At 72.9% G+C, this 26,037-nt stretch carries 15 protein-coding genes; 3 read left to right on the top strand and 12 right to left on the bottom strand.

Annotated features, from left to right (window positions below; genetic code table 11):
• Positions 1 to 24: 24 nt before the first annotated feature.
• The 4 genes from ACWGDX_RS04135 to ACWGDX_RS04120 form a co-directional block, all read right to left on the bottom strand.
• Positions 25 to 2,016, bottom strand: coding sequence for an Hsp70 family protein (locus ACWGDX_RS04135; RefSeq protein ID WP_453622031.1), 1,992 nt, complete (start codon positions 2,014 to 2,016; stop codon positions 25 to 27).
• 66 nt (positions 2,017 to 2,082) lie between these two features.
• Positions 2,083 to 2,940, bottom strand: coding sequence for a hypothetical protein (locus tag ACWGDX_RS04130; protein WP_453622030.1), 858 nt, complete (start codon positions 2,938 to 2,940; stop codon positions 2,083 to 2,085).
• A gap of 10 nt (positions 2,941 to 2,950) precedes the next feature.
• Entirely contained in the window at positions 2,951 to 5,611 is a 2,661-nt protein-coding gene (locus tag ACWGDX_RS04125; RefSeq protein WP_453622028.1) for an Hsp70 family protein, read from the bottom strand.
• 164 nt (positions 5,612 to 5,775) lie between these two features.
• Positions 5,776 to 6,825 carry a hypothetical protein gene (locus ACWGDX_RS04120; protein ID WP_453622026.1) on the bottom strand — a complete coding sequence of 350 codons (1,050 nt, stop codon included), beginning with the start codon at positions 6,823 to 6,825 and terminating at the stop codon, positions 5,776 to 5,778.
• Positions 6,826 to 7,880: 1,055 nt separating this feature from the next.
• Here ACWGDX_RS04120 and ACWGDX_RS04115 point away from each other — a divergent pair.
• Positions 7,881 to 8,375 (top strand): hypothetical protein, encoded by a 495-nt coding sequence (locus ACWGDX_RS04115; protein WP_453622024.1) that lies wholly within the window; start codon positions 7,881 to 7,883, stop codon positions 8,373 to 8,375.
• Positions 8,376 to 8,580: 205 nt separating this feature from the next.
• On the opposite strand, the gene ACWGDX_RS04110 is transcribed toward ACWGDX_RS04115, so the two are convergent.
• From ACWGDX_RS04110 to ACWGDX_RS04100, 3 genes are read right to left on the bottom strand one after another with little or no spacing between them, the layout of a single operon-like run.
• Positions 8,581 to 12,408, bottom strand: coding sequence for an SDR family NAD(P)-dependent oxidoreductase (locus ACWGDX_RS04110; protein WP_453622022.1), 3,828 nt, complete (start codon positions 12,406 to 12,408; stop codon positions 8,581 to 8,583).
• Positions 12,405 to 13,304, bottom strand: coding sequence for a thioesterase II family protein (locus ACWGDX_RS04105; RefSeq protein WP_453622020.1), 900 nt, complete (start codon positions 13,302 to 13,304; stop codon positions 12,405 to 12,407). Before ACWGDX_RS04105 ends, ACWGDX_RS04110 begins: the two co-directional genes overlap by 4 nt.
• Positions 13,301 to 16,729, bottom strand: coding sequence for a non-ribosomal peptide synthetase (locus ACWGDX_RS04100; RefSeq protein ID WP_453622018.1), 3,429 nt, complete (start codon positions 16,727 to 16,729; stop codon positions 13,301 to 13,303). Before ACWGDX_RS04100 ends, ACWGDX_RS04105 begins: the two co-directional genes overlap by 4 nt.
• A 113-nt stretch (positions 16,730 to 16,842) precedes the next feature.
• Between ACWGDX_RS04100 and ACWGDX_RS04095 the strand changes: the two genes are divergently transcribed.
• Complete coding sequence (locus ACWGDX_RS04095; RefSeq protein WP_453622016.1) at positions 16,843 to 18,030, top strand: acyl-CoA dehydrogenase family protein; 1,188 nt, start codon at positions 16,843 to 16,845, stop codon at positions 18,028 to 18,030.
• Positions 18,031 to 18,033: 3 nt separating this feature from the next.
• Positions 18,034 to 19,077 (top strand): acyl-CoA dehydrogenase family protein, encoded by a 1,044-nt coding sequence (locus ACWGDX_RS04090; protein ID WP_453622014.1) that lies wholly within the window; start codon positions 18,034 to 18,036, stop codon positions 19,075 to 19,077.
• Between the two features lie 130 nt (positions 19,078 to 19,207).
• Here ACWGDX_RS04090 and ACWGDX_RS04085 read toward each other — a convergent pair whose 3' ends face one another.
• The 5 genes from ACWGDX_RS04085 to ACWGDX_RS04065 all read right to left on the bottom strand — a co-directional run bounded on the left by ACWGDX_RS04085 (position 19,208) and on the right by ACWGDX_RS04065 (position 25,785).
• Entirely contained in the window at positions 19,208 to 19,978 is a 771-nt protein-coding gene (locus ACWGDX_RS04085) for a thioesterase II family protein (RefSeq protein WP_453622012.1), read from the bottom strand.
• A complete protein-coding gene (locus ACWGDX_RS04080) occupies positions 19,975 to 21,066 on the bottom strand; it encodes a methyltransferase (protein WP_453622010.1) in 1,092 nt (363 codons plus the stop codon). Before ACWGDX_RS04080 ends, ACWGDX_RS04085 begins: the two co-directional genes overlap by 4 nt.
• A gap of 1 nt (position 21,067) precedes the next feature.
• Positions 21,068 to 22,273 (bottom strand): cytochrome P450, encoded by a 1,206-nt coding sequence (locus ACWGDX_RS04075; protein WP_453622008.1) that lies wholly within the window; start codon positions 22,271 to 22,273, stop codon positions 21,068 to 21,070.
• Between the two features lie 66 nt (positions 22,274 to 22,339).
• Positions 22,340 to 24,256: a non-ribosomal peptide synthetase gene (locus ACWGDX_RS04070; protein ID WP_453622007.1), complete on the bottom strand. Its 1,917-nt coding sequence runs from the start codon at positions 24,254 to 24,256 to the stop codon at positions 22,340 to 22,342.
• 95 nt (positions 24,257 to 24,351) lie between these two features.
• A complete protein-coding gene (locus ACWGDX_RS04065) occupies positions 24,352 to 25,785 on the bottom strand; it encodes an MFS transporter (RefSeq protein WP_453622005.1) in 1,434 nt (477 codons plus the stop codon).
• Positions 25,786 to 26,037: the final 252 nt, after the last annotated feature.

Below are 26,037 nucleotides of genomic sequence, written 5' to 3'. Positions count from 1 at the left end.
TCCCCCCTGAGCCGGCGCCGGCCATCAGGCGATGAGAAGTTCGACCTCGGCCGCGACGCTCGTCAGCTGTTTCTCGATCGACGCCGTGATCTCCCGGGCGAGCCGCCCACTGCCGTCCGACCGGAACTGCGAGGCGAGTTCACTCGCCAGCGCCGCCTCCTGCGCCGTGGCCTGCTCGCGCAGCTTGCGGATCATGGACGCCTCACTGCGGAGAGTCCTGGCCGCCATGGGCAGATCCTTGTCCCCGATCTCCTCCATGATGGCGTTCTTCATCGTGCCCAGCCCCATGAAGATCGCCGCCGCGGCGAACAGGACCGCGAAGGGACCCGTCGCCATGATGATGGCGGAACCCGCGCCGAAGAGCGCGGTGGCGACCACCCCGGAAATGGCCGCATTGACCAGGGTGCTGATGTTGTTCAGCACATCGGTGGCCGCCGAGGTGTTCACCCGGGCGGTCATCTTCCCCCCGCTCACGCTCACTTCGGGAAGCGACAGCGCGGTGGGTTCGAGATTCCACCGTCGGCAGATGACGGCGGTGTGCTGCGCCAGCTCGGGACGCAGCTCGGCCATCCAGTCCGCGACGATCTTGTTGAGTACGGCGTTGTCGGTGCTGTTCAGCTCGGCGTTGACCCCGGAGACGATACGGTTCCGCATCCCGTCGATGGTCACGATGTCGCGCCGGCGCCAGGCGGTGAAGGCCGGGATGACATGGTTCTCGGTGAGTCCGGAGGCGACCGCCGCGCCCATGGCCTCGGTGAGCTGGGGCAGACGCTCGTTCACCAGATCGCCGACGGTCTTCGTGGCCAGGAACTCCTCGACGTCCTTGCGGAATCCCCGGGTGCGCTCGTCCATCCGCCCGGCGAGTGCCAGGCCCCGTGCGATGGCGAACTCGGGTTCCGTGCCCAGCATCACCCGTGCGCCGGGGGCGAGTTCCCTGGTGCTCTCCTGCACGAAGCGCATCCGGGACGGGCCGCCGGTCAGCAGGATCATGTCCACCTCGGTGCCCGTGTGGGACAGGGCCGCGCCCAGGTCACGGCGGTAGGCGTGGTGCCAGGACAGACCGCCGAGCTCGGGGTGCGGGGTGTCCAGGATCCGCGCCATGTCGTTCCGGTCGATCTTGATATTCAGATTGAGGGCGTCCCCGTCCCGGGTGAAGACCTCTTCGGTGGTGGTCGCGGAGGCGTTCGGATTGTAGGTGAAGCGCTGGGGGTTGATGCTGAAGAATCTCTCCTTGAGCTTGCGGCAGCTGATTTCCAGCAGCTGCCTGGCGCCTCGCGAGGTCTCCGCGTCGAGCTCGGCCCGTATCCGCTCCGCGTGGGGCGAGCGGTCGATCGCCATCTCCAGCACGGACTTGTCGATCAGATGAGCACCGAGGACGACATTGCCGTGGTCGACCGGGCGGCTCGTACCGTGCACGATCGAGGTGTAGTCGGTGGTGGACGAGCCGATGTCCACGATGAGGGTCGAGGCGGTGAGCGACTTGCTGCTGAGCGGCCCGGACTCCGGGAGGTCGCCCGCGTCACGCGCGTACAGCAGCGCTGCCCGGGACTCGGGGACGAGACCGACCTCGTCGGGGGCGCAGACCCCGGCCAGCAGTTCCCGGTATCCGGCGACCTGCTCGGTGTCCCACCCCGAGGGGTGACCGAAGATCCAGCGGACCCGGCCGCTGTTCGACAGCCGCGACTCCCTGATGTCCTGGACCACCTGCCGCGCGAACAGCTCCAGAGGGCGTCGCACCTGTTCCCGCTCCACATGCGGGCTCTTGAACGCGACATGGATCTCGGACCTGGGGAACTCGAACACGGCCTCGCCCACCAGGACGGCACCCTCGGGTGTGACCGTCACCGCCGTCACGAGCTGCTTGCGGTCCCCGCCCAGTTCGATGATCTCCGGCGGCGCGTTGCGGTCGCCGAGCGACGCGCTGTCCGGGCGCGTGCCCGCGTGGACCTTGGTCACGGCGGTGTCGCCGTGCCCCAGGTCGAATCCGATGATCGTGATGCTCGTGTCGTCTGTCATCTCGTCCCCCAAGAAGTGTGTGCGCTGTCGATTGCTCTGTGATGGCGTGGTCAGCCGGTCAGCCGGTCAGCCGGTCTCCGCGCCAGGGGCGCCGTCCCGCGCGGGACGGGGTACGACCGGCGGTCGCACCCGTCCCCGGCGCAGGGTCCGGCCGTCCGCGGTGAGATCCACGAGGGCGGGTACGAGCGTCATCCCCGGTACTCCCGGCCGGGCGCCCTCGACGAAGTCGAACAGGCCCGGGTCGCCCTCGGCGCCGGCGCCGGCCGGGTCGTACCGCACGGCCTGGATGCCCCGGGAGTGCAGCGTCTCCTCCAGATCGGCGATACGCGCCAGTGCGAAGCCCTCGCGTCCGCGCGAACCCGCCGCCAGTACGTCGTGCAGCATGTCGATCAGTTCGTCGTCCTCGGTCCAGGGCAGGATCTCCGGTTCCGGCGGCTGGGGGGTCATCGCGACGATCACCTGGTCGGCGGCCTCCAGGGCGCCCCGTACACCGTCCAGCACCTTGGCCACGCTCACCTGGGCGGGAGACGGCGGGGGCGGTGGGGCGGCCTCCTCTGGGGAGGTGTGCGCGGCGAGGGGATTGAGCTGCTTGGCCCGTGTCCTGAAGCCCTGGAGCCGCTCGGCCACCCCGCCGCCGGACTCCGCCGGCGCATCGCCTCGCGTCGGCGTCCCGGCCGGCCCGTACACGGGCGCGGGTACGGGATCGAGTACGGCGTAGAGCGCGAGGCAGACGGCGGACTGCACGGCCTGCGCGAAGGGCGCGGCGGCCGGTGCGGCGGACGGCGCAGATCCACCGGGCGGCAGCGCGGTGAGCGCCCCGGCCAGCGCCTTGGCGACGTCGCCCGGAGGGGCGCTGTCGCCCAGGGACTTCCGCAGCCGCGCCAGGGTCGGCCCGTACACGTCGAGGAGGGATATATGGGTCACAGTGGCCTCGCTATCCGTTGTCCTGCGCTGTCGCTGTCGCTGTCTGTGCCGCTGTCCGTGTCTGTGTCCGGTACGCCGACGACGCGGTGAGCGTCCACAGCGTCAGACCCTGGTCCGTACCGACGGCCAGGGCGTGTCCGTCGGGGGCGAAGGCCAGGGCGCGGACCGCCGCGCCCGTGCCGTACGCCCGTATCTCGCGGCGCCGACGGGTGTCCCACAGCCGTACGCACTCGTCCTGGCCGCCCTCGGCGAGGAGATGTCCGTCGGGGGAGAACGCCAGCGCCGGTGCCGATCCGCGTCCGCGCCGTACGAGTACGGCGGCGCCCTCACCGGCGTCCCCCGCCCCCATGGCCCGCGCACCGGCGTCCCGCGCACCGGCGTCCCGCGCACCGGCGTCCCGCGCACCGGCGTCCCGCGCACCGGCGTCCCGCCCGCCGGCGTCCCGTGCCCGGGTGTTCCCCGCGCCCGGCAACCGGTCCCGGTCCCAGAGCCACACCGCGGCCTCGCGCCCGCTGCGCGAGCGGGCGTTGCCGCCGGGCCCCGAGGCCGCGAGTCTGCCTCCCGCACCGAGGGCCAGCCGTTCGAGGGGCGTGTCCAGGTCCAGATCGGTGAGCACCGCGCCGTCGTGGACGCGCCATGTGGTGATACGGCCCCGCTCCTGGCGGACCCGGCTCACCGCGGTCACCTCGCGGCCCGAAAGGCCGAAGGCGATGTCCCTGATCCGGCCGGGCTCACGCGGAGCCGTCCCGTTCACGGAGAGCCGCCGGGCGCCGGTGCCGGCAGCAGCGGTACCGGCCCCGACGCCGTCGCCGGTACCCAAGTCGCTCCGGACGGCGGCCAGCCGGACCGTTCCGTCGTCGTGGCCGGCGGCCAGCAGCCGTCCTCGTGGGGCGAAGACGACGGGACCGTCGCCCGCGTGATCCTGGTCCAGCGCCCCCAGCGGGGCGAGGGACCGCGCGTCCACGACCCCGGTCCGGCCCTCCGGGTCCTTCGTCCCGTGGACAAGGAGCCGGCCGTCCGCGCGGACCGTCAGATGACGCCCGGGACCCGCGCCCGAGAACGAGGCGACCGGCTGTCCCGACTCCCCGTCCAGCACGCTCACCCAGCCCTCGCCCGCCGCGTACAGCAGCCGCCCGTCCGGGCTCCAGACCACGGAACGCACCGGAGCCGCCGAGCGCACCGGAGCAGCCCCGCCCCCGTCGCCGACGGCGCTTCCCTCGCGGACGACACCGGGGGTGGTGAGCAACTCGCCCTCGACAGGCGGCCGGAGACCGGTCACCAGCCAGTCCCCGTCCGCGATCCGCTGGCCGGGCCCGGCATGGCGGCGCAGCACACGTCCCGGTCCCGCGGCCGTCAGGTCATGGAGCGAACCGTCCGCCAGCCGTACCCGGGCCAGCGCGGTGCCCTGCGCGTAGGCGTCTCCCGGGGCACGCAGCCAGCGGGTCAGCCGGGCGGAGCCGCCGGGGATCTGCCACGCCAACGGCTCGACCCCACGGGCAGGCCGCCCCGCGGCCAGCCGTCTGGCGGCGCCGCCCGCGGCCCAGACGCCGGCCCCCAGCACCACGGCGAGATCCGGGTCGTCCGACGGCACCACCGGCAGCCGCAGTGACGCCTCCACCGCCGCCCGGACCGCCGGCATCCGCGAACTGCCGCCGGACAGCAGGACGTACGCCACCTCGGCGGTGCCGACCCCGCACCGCCGCATGAGCGCGCGGCAGCAGTCGACGGTGCTCGCGACCGTGGCGTCCGCGAGCCCGGCCAGCACCTCGCGGGTGACCCGGACGACAGGGGATTCCGGGAACAGCCGGTCCTCCGTACTGCTCACTCCGCTGAGCTGGTGCTTGATCCTGCGGGCCAGATCCTCCAGTGCCATGGCCCGTCCCAGCTCGGCGCCGTCCCGGACGGCCAGCAGCGGCTCCAGCCACGCCCGTCCGGTCTCCCGCAGCCACCGGACCAGCGCACCGTCGATGTCCCGCCCGCCGCAGGAGTCCAGACAGGCGTGGCCCAGGACCCGGGGCGGGAGGTGTCCCTCGCCGCTTTCGCCCGCGCTCGCCCCGGTGCCGTAGCGCACCAGCGCCGTGTCGAAGGTCCCGCCCCCGAAGTCGTAGACCAGCACGGTGGACGGGCCCCCGGACCGCACCGGCCGGGGCGCCGGACCCAGCGCCACCGCCACCGGCTCGGACAGCAGCTCCGCGTCCTCGAAGCCCGCCAGGCCGCAGGCGTCCAGCATCGCCGTCCACCGTGCTCCGTCCGGTTCGTAGCCCGCCGGAACGGTGACCACGACGCGCCCCAGTCCGGAGCCCGACGGCAGCATCGCCAGGGCCTCGTCCCGCACCGCGCCGAGCAGCCCGGCGACCAGTTCCGTGGCGGAGAAGGCCCGGCCCCCCAGCCGCACCGGTTCGTCGGGTCCCAGCAGCCGCTTGAACTCCTTGAGATAGCGCGCCGGGTCCCGCTGGCGCCTGCCGTACGCAGCCGCCCCGAACACCGGGCCCCCGTCATCGGCGTAGACCGCCGACACCCAGCGCCATGACCCGCTCACGGGATCCTTGACCAGCCGGTCCCGTCCGTCGGCGCCGACCAGCACGGCACGGCTCGTCGACGTGCCGAAGTCCACGGCCAGCACATTCTCCGACCGTTCCGTCCACCGCGCGTCCACATCTTTGATGAGCACGGCAATTGGATTCCGGCCGGGAGGGTTTTGTTCCCGGCCCCGGCAAGATCTTCTCCGTCCCCGTCCCCGTCGCCGTCGACGACCGGCCGGGAACGCGGACCGGCCGGGCCGGGGGCACGGGCGGCCGGGTCGGCCGGGCCGGCGGGTCGGCCCGGCCGAACGGGTCAGCCCGTCACGATGGCGACGCCCAGCATGGCGGCCACCACGGTCCACGGCTCGATATAGCCCGTGGTGCTGTTGCCCGCGATCACATGACCGCGGATATAGGCACCGGTGCTGTCCTTGGCGTAGAAGGCGCCGCCGGAGTCACCGCCCTGCTGGAGGGTGCCGCCGGTGTAGGCGATGACGGGCGACTTGCAGCCCGTCGAGGTACACACCTGCGCGGTGATACTGGTCGCCGTGTGGCCGCACTGCTCCCCGGTGGTGCGTCCGCTGTGGCAGTAGTTGTTGAAACCGACGACGGCTCCGCCGGCCGAGACCACCGGGATGCTGGTGTCGCTGGTGACGCCGCCGGTGAAGACGCGGCCCGCGTAGGACTGCCCGCTCATGAGTTCCATGTCCGCGGCGTCATTGGAGACCGGGGGCAGACGCCGGTCGGAGACGGTGCCGTACGTTCTCGCGCCGGACTCGGTCGCGACGGTGGCGCCGTTGTTGAAGCAGTGGCCCGCGGTGGTCATGAATCTGGTGCCGGATCTCTGCACGGCGTAGCCGGAGGAGCACAGGAGGCCCTCGGCCGCGAGGCCGCCGCCTCCGTAGAACGGCGGTGAGTCGTCGCGTCGGTGGAAGGTGTCGGTCGTGGTCCCGGGGCGGAGCTGGAGCTGGGCGGCGGCCTGGCTCTGGGCGGCCCCGGCGCCGGACAGATCCGTCAGCGCGGACACGAGGCGGGCCGGGGCGTCGGTTTCGAGAACGATCCTCCCGCTGGCGGGATCCACGTAACTGGCGAACGTGTACCGGGTTCCGTGCGTGGCCACATGGTCGGCGATCCGCTTCTGGATCGTCGTCAGCGCCGATGTCACGCCGGGCGACGGCGCCACGGCGCGGACACCGGCCGCGTGGTCCGGGGCCGGACCGTCGCCCTTCGGCGCGGTCGCGCGGACGGGCTTCTTGTCCTTGTCCCCGCCCGGTGCGCCCTGCGCCGGGCCGGCGCCCAGAACCGCCAGAACAGTGATGGCCGCGCCGACCGCGCCGAGCAGCTTCCTCTTCGTCTTGGTCATGTGGAATCCTTCCGGTACCCACGACCCGAGGCCGTGGCCTGGTGGGATGACGGGCTGTCAGCTCTACGGGCCGACAGCGCAAACGCCTCGCTTCACCACGGACGCGCCGGTGGGAAGCCCAACCCGGCATGGACATGGCGCAAGAGGCGAGTCCTCAGCATCTCGGCGTCGACGGGGAAGGGGGGAGGTACCGAAAGTGTGGTGTCCCGGCGGACGGCAGCACTCGGCGGGCGCGCATCTGTGCCGCACGCCCGCGCCGTACACCTCCCGCCCCGGCGCGCGCCGTCGGCGGAGCGGCTGAGGCCCGCGCCTCGAACAGCCGAGACCCTGACAAGACCAGGACGGTCCCTTGTCACCCGTCGCGGGATCCCGGACAGGAACTCCTGTCGCCGGTGGGGCGGTTGGGACGGCGGGGGGAGACCTGGCGTCGGGAGAGGGCCGGTCCGCGTCGCACCCGAGGGGTCCGGGCACCCGAGGGGTCCGGCCGCGTCGCTCGCGGCGACATCGCCGTTCGACGGCAGGCACGTTACGGCGCCGCGTGTCGCCGACGACTCTTCTCGGTCAGTTCATTGATGGCTCACTACGAACAGGCCAAGGAGACAACGGCTTCGCGGGCCCGATTCCAAGCCTCGGAGCACAATCTTTCGGCCACCGTGTCGAGTGGTCAGGGGTGGCCGCGGGTGGCTGATCCCTCCGGCGCGGGTCGTTCGCGCCGGCTCTTCGGGTCTCGGGAAACCGGAGCGTGGCCGGGCTGTTCAGGGACACCTCCGACCGCAGTCGTGGTGCTGACGTGCTTCGGGGTGTTGGATCTTCGGATCCAGGTGTACTCAGACAGAATGCTACATCAGGGACCGAATCTACGCGGGGTGTGTGACGCAGTGTGGCTGGATTCTTGTTTGGTGTTTGCTACCATAGTCGATGAGAGCAGTGGACACTTCAGAGCAACTCGCAAGTGGCAGGCGTGAGGGTTGTTCTTGCGTGTGGCCTTCACGGGGGATGCTCACTCTCGTCGCGCGCGAGGGGCCATCCCAAGAGCTCATGAATGTGGGTGTCACATGAAATGGACGATTACTGTCGAAGCGTCCGATGGAAGCGTCGACGAGGCGCCGGCGACGATCACCGCGGTGATGCAGCGCAGTGCTGATGGTACGCCGCGGATAGTTGAGCTGATTGTTCGTGCCTCCGAGGAAGGCGGCATCCCTCCGCGAGCCGCACTCGACATCGACTTCGAGATGCTGGCCCGAGCGGTAAGCGGGGTCGCTTCCCGGACCCCTTCCCAGGCCCCTGCCCACTCCAGGGATGAGGCGGAGAGTCTTAAGCGTGCAGCGACGACTCCCGTGGTCGAAGCACAGAGCGAGCGCCCGTACCGCAAGATGCCCGACGCGGACGAGGTCAAGGGCGTGTTCCTCGAAACCGGCAGCGTAGGAAAAGTGGCCCGGCACTACGGCGTGCCCCGCTACACCGCACAGTCATGGGTGGACAGACTCCGTCGTATGGGGCATCTGGAGGAGACGACAAAGCCCGGCGACTCCCGTCGGGCGCGGGGCTAGAGCGCGACGGCGGTGCGGAGGCGGAGCCTCCGCCGCCGGTGGTGTACGCAGCGACGACACGAAGTGTCTCCGGCGTCGTCGCTGCGTTTGACGATTCCCACGATTCCTACGATCGATTCGCGCGTTCCCGCGAGGACTCCCGCGGTGCCGAGGCGTGACCTGCCGTTCCACGGGTCACGGCATCCCGTCCGGCCGCGCCCGGCGGTCAGGGCGTGATGCTGACCGCCAGCGAGCGCACCGTCGGTGACTCGTAGAGCGAGCCCACGGAGACCCGGCCGCCGAGACGCTCACTGAGCGCCTCGGCGAGCTGCACCGCCCGTACCGAGTCGCATCCCAGACTGAAGAACGAGTCGTCCCGGCCCACCTGGGACACCCCCAGCACATCCGCCGCGGCCCCGGCCACCAGCTCCTCCAGCCTGCCCTCGGGCGCCACATAGCCGGCGCCCCCCGAGCCGAGGGCGGCCAGCACCGCCGCCGGGTCGGGGACGCCACCGCGGTCGCGCTCTATCCGGGAGGTCACCGCCACCCGGGCGAAGATCCCCTGACCGGCCAGCCGGGCCGCCACCGCGGCCCTGACCCGCCGCGGGTCCTCGCCGGGCCGGGGCACCACCGCCACCGCGATCGTCCCGCCGCGCAGCTGGTCGGCCGCCAGGAACGGTTTGATCTGCTCGTTCGCGGGATCCGCGCCGATCAGCAGATGCACCGCCCCGGTGTGCAGGGCACCGAGCAACGCCACCGTGCCCCGGGCCGGATCGATCAGGCCCAGCCCGCGGTGACGGGCGGCCGCCACCAGCGGGCTGCCCTGGTTCATCCCCGGCCCGTCCCACATGCTCCACGCCAGACTCTGCGCCCGCCTGCCGGTCGCCGCCCAGCGCGCGGCCCAGCCGTCCAGCACCGCGTTGGCGGCGGCGTAGGCCCCGAAGCCGGTGCCGCCGAACATCCCGTTCACCGACGAGAACAGAATCACCGCGGTGTCCGGCCGGGCCGCCAGCAGCCGGTCCACGGCCGCGCAGCCACCGGCCTTGGGCCGCAGCATCCGGTCCAGCCAGTCCGCGGACTCGGCCCGCAGCTCGTGTTCGGACAGCCGCTCCCACTGCGCCGCGACCGGGGCCCCGGCCAGGTGCACCACCAGGTCCAGCCCGCGCCCCCAGGACTCCTCGGCGTCGGCCACCTCGCGGGCCAGCGCGTCCGCGTCGGCGACATCGGCCTGGCGGTAGCGGACCTCGCCGACCGCGGCGAGGATCTCCAGCGCCTCCCTCGCCTCGGCGTCCAGCCGTGCCTCCGGGGTCCGTCCGACGATCAGCAGCCTGGCACCGTGCGCGACCACCAGATACTCGGCCACGGTCCGCCCCAGGCCGCCGACGCCGCCGGTCAGCAGACAGGTGCCGCCGCGGGGCAGCACATCGGCGGGTACGTCGAACGCCTCCGGCAGCGGCACCGCGCGCAGCCGCTGCTGAAGCGGGGCGCCGTCGCGTACGGCGACCACGTCGCCGTCGTGCCGCAGGCCGGCCAGCGCGGCCAGTTCGTCCTCCCCGGCGTCGGCGGGGGCGTCGATCAGCGCGGTGCGGGCGGCCAGACGCTCCGAGCGAGCGGTCCGTACCAGCGCGGTCAGCCCCGCCCGGCCCGGTACCACCCGGTCGCCCGGGGCGGCCTGCGCGGCGCCCCGGGTCAGTACGGTGAGCTCGGCGCCGGGCCGGACCCGGGCCAGCGCCGAGGCCACGGCGAGGAACGCCGCCAGCACACCGGTGTCCCCGTCGGCGGGCGCCGCCGCGGGATCGCCGGTGGCCACGAACAGCACCTGCGGCACAGCGCCGCCGTCCTCCCCGGCCCGGCCGTCCGGGACCTGCCCGCCGGCCTGTTCCAGGGCCCGCTCCAAGTCCTGGGCGAGCCGCGCCGGGTCGGTGCCGGCCGGGACCAGGGCGTCGGCCACCCCGTCCAGCCAGCCGGCCATGGGACCGTGGACACACGCCACCAGGGGCCCGGCCGGTCTCGGCCGCAGCGCCGTCCCGGCAGGCTCCCAGCCGACCGCCAGCGCCGTGATATCCGTCCCGTCGCCGGACGCGGTGCCCGCGGCATCGCCGTCCGCCTCCCGGCCGTAGCAGCGGTCGTCGAACCGTCCGTCGCGCCAGCCCTCCAGCAGCCGCTCGCGCTGCACCTTCCCGCCGTTCTGCCGGGGGAACTCCCGCGCCGTCACCGGCACCAGATAGGTCGGGCGCAGGGCCAGATCGCGGGCGAGCGCGGTACGGATGGCGTCCACCAGGGCGGGCACGTCATCGGTGTCGGGCACGAAGAAGACCACCAGGGCGTCCGTACCGGTGTCCTCGTCCGGCACCCCGGCCACCGCCGAGGAGGCCGGCCGCACGCCCGGGACCTGCTCCACCACGGCCTCGATCTCGTGCGCCGGGAAGTTGGCCCCGTTGACGATCACCATGTTCTTCCGACGGCCGGTCAGGAACAGCCGGCCGTCGCGCAGGAATCCCAGATCCCCGGTGTCGAACCAGCCGTCGGCGGTGAAACTCTCCCGGTTGGCCCGCTCGTTGCGCGCGTACCCGTTCTGCACCGTACGGCCGGACACGTGCAGCCGGCCGACGCGGCCCTCGGGCAGCACGCTCCCTTCCTGGTCCACGATCCGCAGCGCCACCCCGGGCACCGGCGCGCCGACCTCGGTCACCACCACCGCGCCGGGCGTGCCCGCCGGCAGTTCGCGCAGCCCGCCGTCCAGCGAGGCGGGATCCAGCGCGATGACGCCGGCCGACGGGTCGTCGAGGCGCATACGGGCGTAGGTCACCCCGGAGGAGGTCTCCGACATCCCCCAGCAGGGCACCATGGCGTCGGCCGGGAGCCCGTGCGGGGCGAGCAGCTCCAGGAAGCGACGGGCGGTACGGGCGACCACGGCCTCGCCGGCGTTGCAGACATTGGTCAGGGCGCGCAGGTCCCAGCCCCCCGCGGTGATCTCCTCGGCATGCCGGCACACCAGCGAGAACGCGAAGTTCGGCGCCCAGGTGGAGGTGGCCCGGAACCGGTCCAGGCAGTCCAGCCACAGCAGCGGCCGGCGGATCACCGACTCGGTCCGCACATTGACGTGCTCGCAGGTGAGGAACACGTCCCGGAGGTTGAACATGATCATGCCGCCCACATGGTCCAGCGGCATCCAGTTCAGCGAGACCTCGTGCTCGGTGAAGCCGTTCGCGGCGATCGCCGCGTAGGTCCGGGCGACGATGGTGTGATGGCGGTGCTGCACGCACTTGGGTGTACCGGTGCTGCCGGAGGTGAGCAGATTGACGATCAGCTCGTCCGGGTCGGGGACCGACCAGTCGGCGGGCTCCGGGGCGAGCAGCGTGCCGGCGTCCAGTACGCGCAGCGCCTCGCCGCCGGGCAGCCGGGCGGCCAGCGAGCGCACCCCGTCGAGGAGCCCGGGATCGGCGATCACCGGCGGGCGGTCCAGCAGTTCCCAGGCCGAGGCGAGCTTGCGCACGCCGGCGTTGTCGGTGGCGTACTCCGGCGCCGGGGCCACCGGGGTGGGCAGGAATCCGCCCAGTACGCACGCCCACCAGGCGGTGACGAAGGTCCGGCTGTCGGCGCACTGCAGCAGGACGGAGTCGCCCGCGGCCAGACCGTGCCCGCGCAGCCCGCCCAGCATCCGGCGGGCCTCGTCGTACAGCTCGGCGTAGGTCTGCCGGTCGGTGCCGCCGTCCGGCAGCAGATAGGTGGTGCCGCGGCCGGGGGCCACCCGCGCGGCCCGTGCCAGCGCCTGCGGCAGGGTCGCCACCGCGTCCGGCGGCAGCACCGGTTCCGGCCCGTGGACCAGCGCCGGCCGGTCGGCCGGGACAGCGGTGCCGGCCGGGACGCCGCCGGTGCCCGTCCCGGGCGCCGCCCGCCGCGAGCCGGGGGAGCGCAGCCGGCGGTCGTACACGGCGGCGGCGTCCTGGACACCCGCCGCGCCGGCCGCGATCCGGGCGATGGCCTCCGGGGGGATCCGGGTGGCGGCGGTGGTGGCAGCGGCGCCGGTGGTGGTGGCGGAGACGGTGCTCACGCGGGTGTCCTTCCGTCCGGGGCGGTCCGCGGTCCGGCGGACAGCACGCCGCCTATCCGGCCGGCCGCCGCCGCGGTCAGTCCGACGACGAAGTAGTGACCGCCCTCGACGCTCAGGGCGGTGCGACCGGCGCTGGTCTGCTCCGCCCAGCCGGCCAGGGCCGTCTCGTCCACCGAGCCGGTCAGACCGCGGACGGTGGTGATCGGGACCGGCAGCGGGGGACGCGGCAGGTGCCGGTAGTTCTCCCAGAGCGCGAAGTCGCCGCGCAGCAACGGCAGCAGGAACTCCAGCAGCTGCGCGTTGCGGGCCACCGCCTCGGGCAGTCCGCCGCGCTCACCCACGGTGGCCAGCAGCCTCTCGTCCGGCAGCAGATGCAGGGGCTCGTCCGGCGGCGGGGCCTGCGGGGCGGGCTGCTCACCGACGATCAGCCGCCGCGGCCAGACCCCGAACCGCCGGCCCATCGCGTGCGCGATCTCGAAGGCCAGCAGAGCGCCGGCGCAGTGTCCGTACAGCGCGTACGGCATGGTGGTGTACGGCCGCAGGGCGATGGCGCAGGCCGTGACCAGCCCGGCGACGCTGGTCGGCGGATCCTCCCGGGACCGGTCCTCGCGCCCCGGGTACTGCACGGCCAGGACCTCCACCCAGGACGGCAGCAGCGCCGCCATCCGCTGGTACACGGAGGCGCCACCGCCGGCGAACGGCAGACAGATCAGCCGCATCCGGGCGTCCTCCCGGGGCACCCGGCGCACCCAGCGCGAATCCGCGGTGAAGCTCACCGGCCCGATGTCCGCGGCCCCGGTGTCCGCGGCCCCGGTGTCCGTGGCCCCGGTGTCCGTGGCCCCGGTGTCCGTGGCCCCGGTGTCCGTGGCCGCCTTCATGGGGGCGCCCGTGCTCATCGGGCCCCTTCCTTGTCCAGCTCGGCGGCCAGCTCGGCGATCTCCGCGTCGCTGCGCCCCTCCACCAGCTCCAGGGCCTCGGCCAGCGCGTCCCGCCGGGCTCCCTGGCCCGAGGCCGCCGTGGCGACGAGCGCGGCCAGACCGGACACCGTGGGGGTGGCGAAGAAGTCGGCGATCGGCAGCGAGACCCCGAACACCGCGTTCACCCGGGAAGACAGCTGGATCGCCTGCAGACTGGTGCCGCCGGCCGCGAAGAAGTTCACGTCGTTGCCGATCCGGGCACCCAGGAGCGGGGCGAACACCTCCTCGCGCATGGTGCGTTCGACGGGCGTGCTGTTCTCCTCGTCGGCCTCGGTCACCTCGTCGACCTGCGCGAACTCCACGGCGGGCAGCTTGCGCCGGTCGATCTTCCCGCTCGGGGTGAGCGGGACCGACTCCAGCGGCACCAGCACCGAGGGGACCATGGCGGACGGCAGCCGGCCGGCGACCGCGGAGCGGACCGTGTCCAGATGCAGCTCACCCGGGCGCTCGGGCACCACGTACGCCATCAGCAGGGCGCCGGAGCGCGGGTCGGTGGCCACCTCGGCCACCGCCTGGGCGACACCGTCCACGGCCTGGAGCGCGGCCTCCACCTCGCCCAGCTCGATCCGCACGCCGCGGACCTTCACCTGCCGGTCGGCCCTGCCGACGAAGCACAGGTCCCCGGCCTCGTTCCAGACCGACAGGTCACCGGTGAGATAGCGGCGCGAGCCGGGCGGACCGTCCGGGTCCGGCCGGAACCGGTCGGCGGTCAGGTCGGGCCGGCCGAGGTATCCGCGGGCCACACCCAGCCCGGCGATGGCCAGTTCACCGATCGCGCCGGGCGGGAGCACGCCCACCCCGGCGCCGTCCACCACATAGGCGCGGTGGTTGGCCATCGCCCGGCCGATCGGCGGCGAGGAGGTCCACTCGCCCTCGCACTTCTTGGCCACGACGGTCACCGTGGTCTCGGTCGGGCCGTAGCCGTTCCAGAACCCGCGGCCACGGGCCCACCGGGTGGTCAGCTCCCCGGTGAACGCCTCGCCTCCCACGAACGCCACCCGCAGGTCGGGGTAACCCTCCGGGGCGAGCAGGTCCATGACCGCCGGCGGCAGGTCGATCACGGTGATCCGCTGCTCGCGCAGCACCGCGTCGAGGGCGTCCACCGAACGCCGCTGGTCCTCGTGGAGCACGTACAGGACGGCGCCGTTGAGCAGCGTGCCGAAGATCTCGAACACCGAGACGTCGAAGCCGGGCGAGGCGAAGTGCAGGACCCGGTCGTTCGGGGAGAGATCGAACATCTCGCGCACGGTACGGACGAAGTTGGCGGCGTTGCGGTGCTCGACCACCACGCCCTTGGGCCGGCCGCTGGAGCCGGAGGTGTAGATCACGTACGCGGCCGAGGCGGGCGGCACGGCGACCGGGGTGTCCATGTGACCCGGGGTGTCCACGTGACCCGCGTCCGGCCCGTCCGGTGTCCCGTCCGCGCCGTCCTCCGGGCCGGTGCCGACGACCAGCCGCAGTGGCTGCGGCACCCGGTCGGCGGTGCCCGGGGAGACCACGACCGTCCGGGCCCCGGTGTCCTGGAGGATCATCGCCAGCCGCTCGTCCGGCTGGCCGGCGTCCACCGGGACGTAGGCGCCCCCGGCGCGCAGCACACCGAGTACGGCGGCGATCAGGGCCGGGCCCCGCTCCATCACCACCGGCACCAGGTCGCCGAGGCCGACACCGGCGGCCACCAGCCCGCCGGCGATCCGCCGGGACCAGAGATCCAGCCCGCGGTAACTCAGAGTGCCGTCCTGCCAGACCAGCGCGGTGCGGTCGGGGTCCGCCGCGACGACGTCGGCGAACAGCTCGTGCAGCGGGGTGTCGAGCGGCTCACCGATCGGCGCGTTCCAGCGCTCCAGCACGTCCGCGCGCTCCTGCGGGGTGCCCAGCGGTGTGTCGCCCAGTGGCCGGTCCGGCAGCTCGCACAGCGCGCCCAGGGTTCGCAGATAGCGGTCCAGGAGGCGGGCGGCCGTGGAACGGCGGTAGAGCGAGGTGGCGAACCGGACCGCCAGGGTGGGCCGCTCCCCGCCGCCGACCTCTAGGGCCAGCTCGAACGTACCGGCGCCGGCGTCGATCTGCTCGCAGCCGATCCGGACCCCGTCCGCCTTGTCCGCCCCGTCCGCCCCGGGTGAACCGTCCGGCCCGTCCGCTCCGAACGCTCCGTCCGCTCCGATCGGCTCGGCCGGCTCTCCGACGGTGGCGAAGCCGATCTGCACCAGGGGCAGCCGGCCGGCATCGGGCTCCACGCCGAGCGCGTCCAGGATCAGCTTGAACGGCAGAGTGGCGTGCTCGGCACCGGCCTGCCGGGCGGCGCGCACCCGCGCCACCACGGCGGTGAAGCTGTCCGCCTCGTCCAGTTCCACCCGCAGCGGCATCAGATTGCCGCAGTCGCCGACCAGCCGGTCGGCGTCGAAGGGGCCGGTGACGTCGAGCGGCAATCCGACCGTGAGATCGCCCCGGGCGGTGTGCCGGGCGATCACGACCAGGAACGCGGCCAGCAGGACATCGTCGCGTTCGGTGTCCGTTCCCGCCAGGACGTCCGTTCCCGCCAGGGTGTCGGCCGCGGCGGCCAGTTCCGGGGGCATGGGCACCCGGACCACATCGCTGCTCAGGTCGAGCAGGCGCGCGCGGGGGGCGTCCGGGGGCAGCTCGGTGCCCTCCCAGCCGGCCAGGGCGTCACGCCAGTGGTCGGCGGCCTCGCGGGCGGCGTCCTGGGTGCTCCAGTCCCGCTGCCATCCCGCGTAGCTGCCGAAGTCGACCGGCTCCCGCGGCCACGACGGCGCCGCGCCGCCCACCCGGGCGCGGTACGCGAAGGCCAGATCGCGCTGGAGCACCCGCGCCGAGCGCGGGTCCAGCACGATGTAGTGGGTGCTCAGCACCAGCAGATGCTGTTCCGCGGTGGCCCGCAGCAGCCGGAAACGGACCATCGGGCCGGTGTTGAGGTCCAGTCCGCGGCGCAGCTCACCCTGCACCACCTCGTCCGCGCGCGGACGCAGCCGCCCGTCGGGGACGTCCTCCACCTCCAGCCGCACCTCGGGCACCGGCTGCACCTGCTGGGTGCCCCGTGTGTCCTCGTCCGGGAAGGTCGAGCGCAGCACCGTGTACCGCTCCAGCAGGTCGCCCAGGGCCGCGCGCAGCGCGTCGGAGTCGAGCCGGCCCTCGATCGGGAAGGCGAAGCCGAGGCCGTAGGCCAGGCTGCTGGGAGCGAACCGGTCGAACAGCCAGAGCTGCTCCTGCCGGTACGACAGCGGGGCCGATCGGATTCCCGAGGAGACTCCCTCAAGCCGGGCAAGCAGCTCTTCCCGGCGCCCCCCGGGGAGCTGGCGCAGTCGACGAAGCAACTCGCTCTGTTGACGCATGCCACTGTCCTCCCAGTCAGCGTGCAATTCACTACAGATGATATACAGTCTTTCTGCGAGAGACGCTCAAGAGTCAACAGATACTTCGTAGTCGACGTTGGGACAGTGCCCAGATGGACTTCGAGATCCCACTGCAGACGAGCCAGTTCGAACGCGAGATCGACCGTCTGATGAACTCTTCCGAGATCCAGTCGCTGGTCCGTGAGGTCTCCGCGCGGGCCGACGGGATGGACGGCGATGTCCGCCCGCTCTACCGGCGGCTCGGCGAACACGGCATCCTGGCTCCGGCCTGGCCGGGGCATCTCGGCGGGCGGGACGCGGACTTCACCGCGACCGTCGTGCTGCTGGAGCGGATGGTGCGCCACGGGATCCCCCAGAGCCTGTACTACATCTCCGTGCAGATTTTCGGTTCGCTGATCCTGGCAGGCGGCACCGAGAAACAGCGGCGTGAGCTGCTGCCCGCACTGGCCCGTGGCGAACTGGCCGCGTGCATCCTGTTCACCGAGCCCGACCATGGCTCGGACCTGGCCGGAATCACCACCACGGCGAGCCGGGACGGACAGGAGTGGGTCCTGGAGGGGCGCAAGATCTACAACCTCAAGAGCGCCTACGCCGATGTCGCGCTGTGTGTGGCCCGCACCGGTGGTCCGGACACCAGCAGGTACGAGGCGCTCTCCCTGTTCCTGGTGCCGCTGGACGCGCCGGGGGTGACCGTGCGCCCGCTCCCCAGCCTGGCGAACGAGCAGTTCCACGACGTCCGGATCACCGGGGTGCGGCTGCCCGACGAGGCGATCGTGGGCGGTGTCGGCCAGGGCTGGGGACTGATCACCCGGATGTTCTCGGCGGAGCGCAGCGGGCTGGACTACTACGTGCGCGCCCGGTACTGGCTCGACATGATCGCGGAGCGGCTGGTGCGCGGCGGGCGGGAGCTCCAACCGCACGAGTGCGCGGCGCTGGACCGGGCCCGCACCCGGGTCGACGCCAGTCGGCTGCTGACCTGCCGGGCCCTGCAGCGGCTTCAGGACGACGAGCCGGACATCGCCCTGGCCTCGCTGGCCAAGTGGCACTGCAGCGAGACCGCGCAGGAGGTGGCCTGGCTGGGGTACGACCTGCTCGGTCTGGACCTGGTGCTGCCGCGGTTCGACCTCGGTGAACCGGCGGTCGGACCCGACCGGGGGTGGGCCGCGCTGGAGGCCGCCCACCGCGAGGCGCCGGGGATGGGCATCTCCGGCGGCGCCTCCGAGGTGCTGCTCGACATCGTGGCCGGTGCTCGGCTGATCGACATACCGGAAGGCGGCTGAGACATGGATCTGCGCGACGACCCGGTACAGGAACGGCTGGCCGCCGCGGTGGACACCGCGCTGACCTCGACCGGTGACCTGTACCAGGCGCTTGCCGCGCTCGGCGTGCCCGAGCTGGGGATGCCCGAGGAACTGGGCGGATTCGGGCTCGGGCTGAGCGCGGATGTCACCGTCTCCCAGCGACTGGGGTACGCCCTGCAGCCCCTGCCCGGCCACCGGGAGACCATGCTCGTGCTCGATCTGCTCGAACCCGCCGATGTGCCGGAGGACGCGCTGGCCGCGATCATCACCGGCACCGGCCACGCGGCCGGCGTGGGTGTCACCGGGACGGTGGGCGCGCTGCGGGAGCGGGGTGGCCTGCTGTGGGGCGAGGCCGGGCCGCTGCCGGTGCCCGCCCTCCGGCTGGTGCTGGCCCGCGCGAGCACCGAGGCAGGCGCGACCGGATGGTTCCTGGTCGACACCGGCGCCGCCGGATGCACCGGCGTCACCTCCGAACACCTCGGCCAGCCCGCGCTGTCGCTGTCCTTCACCGGCACACCGGTGTACGAGGTGGTGGTCTCGCGCGAGCGGCGGGTCCGGGCGCTGGACGCGGCCCGTATCCGCCAGGCCGCGCTGCTGATCGGCCTGGCGGACCGCGCGCTCGGGACGGCGACGCGGCATGTGCGGCGCAGACAGCAGTACGGGAAGCCGCTCGCCGAACTGCAGACCGTGGCGCACCGGCTGGCCCGCCTGGTCGGGCTGGCCGACGGATGGCGGCTGCTGCTGCACGAGGCGGCCTGGCGGCACGACCGGCACCAGGACTGCACGGGCCCGGCCGCCCGGCTGCTGGCCGCCGCCACCGAACACGCCCTGGCCGCGGCCCGGTTGTGCGTCCAGCTGCACGGGGTGCGCGGCATGCTCAGCCACTCCACCGCCGCCACGATCTACCGGATCGTGTCCGTCGAGGCGGCGCGGTTGGGCGCCCCGGCCACGCTCCGGCACGGCCGGCCCGGTCCGGCCGGCACACCCGCCGGCACGGCCGCGCCGTTGCCCGTCGTACTGAACTGATCCGGCGCGCGGACGAGCGGACGACGAGACGACCCCGGCACCGAGGTGCCGGGGTCCCGTTCGTTCGCATCGCCGTTCGTTCGCACCGCCGTTCGTCCGGACGCGGGCCGTCCGGACGCGGGCGATCCGCTCAGCCCGCCGGTTCCGGCTCCCGGGGCTGGGAGCCGGTGCGGAGCCGGTCCGCCAGCACCCCGATCAGCTCGGGCGGCGCGTCCAGGAAGCTGTAGTGCGTGCCCGGCAGGACCTTCTTCTCCGTGGCCGCCCAGGCCTGCCAGCCACCCATCAGGTTGTGCGGCACCTCGACGTCGTCGCTCCAGCCCAGTGCGGTGATCGGGCAGGGCACGGAGCCGGCCTGACCGTAGTAGTACTGCCGGTTGGCCTCCAGGTCGGCCTCCATCACCTCGATGAACAGATCGACCAGCTCGCCGGCCGAGGCGGCGGCGCCCATCGCGGTCAGCAGTCCGGCGATCTCGTCGCGCAGTTCCCGCTCGCTCAGACCGAGGAAGCGCCCCCAGGGACCGTCCTGCGGCGCCACCTGACTGGACACGAAGTACCTCCGCGGCGCCGGCAGCCCGCGCTTCGCGATCTGGATCACCGTCTCGAACGCCGGCAGTGCGCCTCCGCAGTGCCCGAACAGCGCGTACGGGCGCGCGGTGAGCAGCTCCCCGACATCGTCCAGCAGGGCCCCGGCCAGCTCCTGGTAGGTGCCGAAGTGCGGCTCACGGATCCGGTTCTCGCGCCAGGGCAGTTGCAGCGGGACCACCTCGGCCTCGCCGATCGTGGCCGGCCAGGCCCGGTACATGGACGCGCCGCACCCGGAGTAGGGCATGCACAGCAGGAGCATCCGGGCGTCGGGGGACGGCTCGCGCAGGAACCAGCGTCGCTGCTCCGGGTTCATCATGCCTTCTCCCCGATCACCACTCCGTTGGCTCCCGGCGCGTCGAACCGGACCGTGCGCACCCGGACGCAGCCGGCGTCGCGCAGCCAGCCGGCGTACTCGGCCGCGGTGTAGTTCCGCCCCCAGGTGCCCACCAGCATGTTCATGCTCATCAGGGCCGCGTCCACCGGACCGGACTTGTCGTCCGCGACCAGCAGCTCACTGATCAGCACGGTGCCGCCCGCGGGCAGCGCGTCCAGACAGGCGGCGAGGATCCGCCGGTTCTGGGTCTCGTCCCAGTCGTGCATGATCATCGACAGCAGTACGGCGTCGTGCCCGGACGGCAGCGGGTCGGCGAAGAAGTCGGCCGCCGCGGTGTCGATCCGTCCGGACAGCCCGGCGGAGTCGATCCGCTTCCGCGCCAGCTCGCACACATGCGGCAGATCCAGCACGGTTCCGTTCAGATGCGGGTGCCGCCGGCACAGCTCGATCAGCGTGGCCCCCGCTCCTCCGCCGACATCGAGGATCCGGTGTACGCCGGACAGGTCCAGCGCCCCGGCCATCCGGCGGGCGGTGAGGGTGGAGAACGCGTAGAGCCCGTCCCAGAAGGCCTGCGGACGGTTGCCCTCCTCGAACATGTTCCGGTCCGGGTCGGGCACCGGTTTGCTGGGCGCGTCGGTGCGCACCGCGTCGGTCGCGCGCAGCCACCCGGGCGCGGTGTACTGGGCCACCATCCGCACATAGCCGCCGAAGTAGTCGGGCCGGCCGGGCACCAGGTAGTGATCGGCCACGGCGCCGTTGCGGTAGCGCCCGTCCTCCTGCTCCAGCAGCCCCAGCGCGGTGCACGCGGTCAGCAGGATCTCGGCCGGACGCTCGCCGATGCCGAGCCGGGCGGCCAGTCCGGGGGCGTCGGCCGTGCCCGCGGCCAGGGATTCGAAGACTCCGGTCTCGATCGCGGCGGTCAGGGTCTGCGCCCGCCACAGACCGGTCGCCAGATCGATGAGCAGGGTGGGCGGCGGTACCGCCGGCCCGGCGGCCGGGGCGTACGCCGTGTCCGGTTCGGCGGCGGGGCCGGGCACGCCCGCGCTGCCGGTGGTCGTCTCGGCGGTCATCTCAGTGCTCCTCCCCGGTGCGGAACCGCACCGACACCCGGTCGAACATCACATGCCGGCCGTTCTCGAAATGCAGCTCACTGGGCTCCTCCAGGTCGAACACCGGCAGTCCGGCCAGTTCGTCGAGCACCGCGGCGAACTCGGCCCTGGCCAGATGCAGGCCCATGCAGTGGTGGATGCCGTGCCCGAAACCGAGGTGCTGGTGGGAGTTCCCGCGGTCGGGGTCGAAGCGGTCCGGGTCGGGGAACTTCTCCGGGTCCCGGTTGGCCGCGTCGAACAGCAGCACCACCCGGGCACCGGCCGGGATGACGGTGCCGGCGACGGTGACCTCGCGCGTGGTGATCCGGGTGAACCGGTCGGTCGGGCACCAGCGGCGCAGCGCTTCCTCGGCGACGGCCGGGCGCAGCGCGGGTTCGCGGCGCAGCCGCAGCTGAAGGACGGGATCCCCGGCCAGGGTGTGCACCAGACGGGTGATCGAGTTCATCGTGTTGTCGTGCCCGGCGACACAGAAGCTGACGATGATCGAGTACAGCTCCTCGTCCGGCAGCGGTCGCCCGTCCTGCCGCATCGCCGCCAGCCGGGCGATATAGCTGCCGTCCGGCTCGCGCCGCACCCGCTCGATCTCGTCGGCGAGCAGGGCGTGGAACGCCGGCCAGAACTTGCTCGCGTCCCGGTCGCTGGAGATGTACGTCCACATCGTCCGCGTCGCCTCGCGGATCCGGCCGCGGCAGGTCTCGGAGAGCCCGAAGGCCACCCCCAGCACCTCGATCGCGAACGGCTCGGCGACTTCGGCCATCAGATCCCCGTATCCGCGCCCGACCACCGGTGCGAGCAGACGGGCGGCGATCCGCCGCAGTTCCGGTTCCAGTCCGTGGACCGCCTCCCGGGTCACCGGGTCGGCCATCCGGTCACGTATCTCGCGCTGGCGCGGCGGGTCGTGGTCGATGGGCGAGAACATCGGCATCCCCTCGGCCCGAGGGAAGTGCACACCCCGGGCCGAGCTGAAGGTCCGCCAGTCCGCCAGGGCGGCGCGCACGTCGGCGTACCGGGACAGGATCCAGATCCCGCCGTAGGCGGGCGACCAGGTCACCCCCCGTTCCCGGATCTCTCTGTTCACGCGCTGCGCGGTCCCCGGGGTGTACGCGGGGTCGTGGTGGTCGAACGCGGTCACCAGCCGGTCGATCGCGTCTGCGGCCTCGGTGGTCATGCCTGCCTCCATGCCGGTCCGCGGATCCGTGGTCCGCGGAGTCCTGTGTGGTCGCGCGGGCGGTGCTCAGCGCCGCCGGGGCGTGATCGGGGGGAGTGCGGGCGCTCCGGCGCCGGTGGCGGTGGCCGCCGGGATCAGCCGGGCCAGGGTGCTGATGGTCGGGTCGCTCACCAGGTCGGTCATCTCGACGCGGGCGCCGAGCTCCTGCTCGATCCGCCCCTGCAACTGCGCCAGCAGCAGGGAGTCCCCGCCGAGTTCCAGAAAGTGGTCGTCCGCGCCGACCCGGCCCACCCGCAGCAGGTCGGCGAAGAGCCGGGCCAGTTGGGTCTCCGCCCCGGGGGCGGGCGCCCGCCAGGCGCGCGCCGGGCGCCCCCGGGTCCAGTCCGCCGGTGGCAGCCGGCGGCGATCGATCTTGTCGGAGGTGTTCACCGGCAGCTCGGCCAGCTGCACATAGGCGACCGGAATCATCCAGTCCGGCAACCGCTCCACCACATGGTTGCGCAGCTCCAGCGGTGAGACCTCCCGCTCTCCGACGAAACAGGCCACCAGCCGGCGCTGGTCGCCGTCCATGGTCGCCACCACGGCCACCTGCCGGACGTCCGGGTGCTCGCCGAGCACCCACTCGACATCGCCCAGCTCCACCCGGTGGCCGCGGATCTTCACGATGTCGTCGATCCGGCCGTGGTGCTCCAGGATGCCGTCGGGGCGGAACCGCCCGGCGTCACCGGAGCGGTAGATCCGGCTGCCCGGAGCGCCGAACCGGTTGGGCCGGAACCGGTCCGCGGTCTGCGCCGGATCCCCCAGATAACCCAGGCTCAGGCAGTCCGAGTCGATCCACACCTCCCCGATGCCGCCGTCGACGTGCGTCAGCCCGTCGTCCTCCAGCAGATGGACGGTGACCCCGTCGATCGGGCGGCCCACCGGCGGAGCGGCGGCACGGTCGGCGTCGGTGGCCGTGGCGGGGGTGCACCGCTCGGGCCAGGGGTGGCAGGAGTTGGTGATCTGGAACGCCTCCAGGCTGCCGTAGGAGACGGCGACCTCGAACGGCAGGTCCGCCGGTCCCCACCGGTTCAGCCGGTCACCGCCCAGGGTGAGCAGCCGCAGGGCGCAGTCGCGCGGCCAGGGCAGGTTCTGCAGCACCTCCCCGACCGGAGTGATCACAAAGCTCTGAGTGATCCGCTCGGCCAGCAGCCAGTCCCGCAGAGCGGGCGGAGAGGCGATCACGTCGTGGTCACCGATCACGATGTGCGCGCCCTGCCAGAGCAGACCGCCGACCTCGTGCAGCGCGATCCCGGCGCCGGCCGCGCCCAGCCAGGAGCCCCGGTCGGCGGCGGTGGTGGCGTTGATCGTGGCGCTGCGGGCGGCGCTGAGGGCCAGCCAGGAGTGCTGCGCCAGCACGATCTTGGCCTCCCCGGAGGAGCCCGAGGTGTACATGGCGTAGGCGAGTTCCTCCCGGCGCGGCGCCGGACGCGGACCGGGCGGGCCGTCCGCGGCGCGCGGGCCGGGCGGGTCGTCTCCGGCCGGGACACCGGCGTCGAGGGTCAGTACGGGCAGCCCCTCGGGAACGGGCGGAAGGGGGGTGCCGGTGCTCCGGCCGGGGGCGGCGGTCACCACGGCGGTGGGGCGTCCGGCGCCGATCGCCCGGCTGAACCGCTCCGCCGGGACGGCCGGGTCCAGCGGCATACAGACGCCGCCGGCCTTCAGGCAGCCCGCCATGCCGACCACCCACTCGACCGAGCGGCCCAGGTACATGGCGATCATGTCCCCGCGCCGCACTCCCACTCCGGCCAGCCGCCGGGCGAGTCGGTCGGCCTGCCGGTTCAGCTCCTGGTACGTCAGTTCCAGGTCGCCGTGCCGGACGGCAGGCGCCTGCGGGGTGGTACGGGCGAAATCCTCGATCCTGGAGACCAGGGTCGTGTCCGCGCCGGCTTCCCGGCCGGCCGGGGCGTCCTGCTCGCTGATCATGTAGTCCTCTCTGGTCACGGTGCGGAGTGCCGCCGACCGGCCCGGTGCGGGCGGATCGGCGGCGGGTGCTCGTGCGGGGAGGGCAGCGCAGGGTGGTCCGGCCGGCGGCCGGGTCAGTCGACGACCACGCGCATGTCCTCCGGGACGTCGTCGACCAGCCGGGGAACCGCGCCCAGCACCACCCAGAGCACGGCGACCACGGCCAGTGCGGCGGCCAGGTAGAAGGCGGCGACATTGCTGATCGTCACGGCCACCGCGCTGCCCAGCAGCGGGCCCGCCGCGTTGGCGCCCCAGACGAGCGGAAGGGAGGCCCCGCCGACCCGGCCCATCGCCTGCGGGGGGGTGGCCTTCTGGATCAGGGTCATGACCCCGACGTTCCCGACCGGCGTGGTGAAGGACGAGATGCCCTGCGAGACGATCAGTACGGTGACGGCGAACGCGGTGTTGCCGAGCTGTGCCAGGGGCAGCAGCGCGAACGCCACCACCAGCATCGAGTGGGTCAGCAGCAGCGTGCGGCCGATTCCCAGGCTCTCGTTGATCCGCCGGGACAGGAGCGCGCCGATCACGACCGGCGCGCCGCCGATCCCGAGGGTCAGTCCGACCTCCGCGGCGCTCAGGTCGAGATCCTCGTACCCGAACACGATGATCATGGCGAGCACCATGGACACGGCCGTGTTGCCGAAGGTGGCCATCAGCGTCAGATACCGCAGCAGCCGGTTGCCGAAGGTCATCGTCACACCGCCGCGCAGGTCCGTCAGCGTGGCGCGCAGACCGCGCGAGTGGGTCTGCGGCTCCGGCTCGCGGAACCGCACGAACATCAGGGTGATCCCGGCCAGCAGATAGGAGAAGGCGTCGACGGTGATCGACCGCGCGGCCCCGAGCAGGCCGACCAGGCCACCGCCCGCGCTGCGCCCGAAGATGAGCGCGACCGACCGGCTCAGCTGGGTCTTGGCGTTGCCGTCCACCAGGTCCTCGCGTGGCAGCAGTTGCGGCAGGTACGCCTGGTAGGCGAGTTGGAAGACGACGTCGAAGACGCCCTTGAGCACCGCGGCCACATACAGGTGACCGATCGTCAGCCCGTCCAGCGTCCAGGCCAGTGGCAGGGAGAGGAGGATGACGAACCGGGCCGCGTTGGCGACCTGCATCATCGTCCGCCGGTTCATCCGGTCGGTGAACACTCCCATCACCGGCGCGAGTAAGACGAACGGGAGCCACTGAAGGGCGATCAGCAGACCGACGCCGACCGCGCCCTCGTCGAACCCGATGACCGCCAGCGACGGCAGCGCGACCACACTGATCTCGCTGCCCAGCAGGCTGATCGACTCGCCGCCCCAGACCAGACGGAAGTCCCGGTTGCGGAAGAGGACCGAGCGCCGGGGACCGCCGTCGCCGCCACCGGCGGGGGGTGTCGCGGTGCCGGCGGGGGATTTCGTGGTGCCGGGGGACTTCGTGGTGCCGGAGGGACCCGGCGGTGGCGTGGGAGAGACCCCAGTGGTGCTCTCGGCCCGGGTGGGTCCGGTCCCGGATGACGAGTTGGTTGAGGTCATGCCCAATGGCTCCTCTATAGGATTTCGGTGGAGACGCTTGTACTCCGCTGTGTGGGCGCACGCGCGTGCGTCGGCTGCGAGTCTTGTGACGACACACCACAACTGCGGACGGGCATCACCGTACAGTCAGTCTGCACCGCACAGCCAGTCTGCACCTCAAAGCCAGTCTGCACCTCAAAGCCAGCCCGCCGAGGGCGCGCGTCCGGTGAGGTCGTTCGCCGAGGAACGCGCAGGTCGCGATACCGATGTGAC

Source organism: Streptomyces sp. NPDC055025, assembly GCF_053608565.1.
This window is presented reverse-complemented; position numbering and strand designations above follow the sequence as displayed.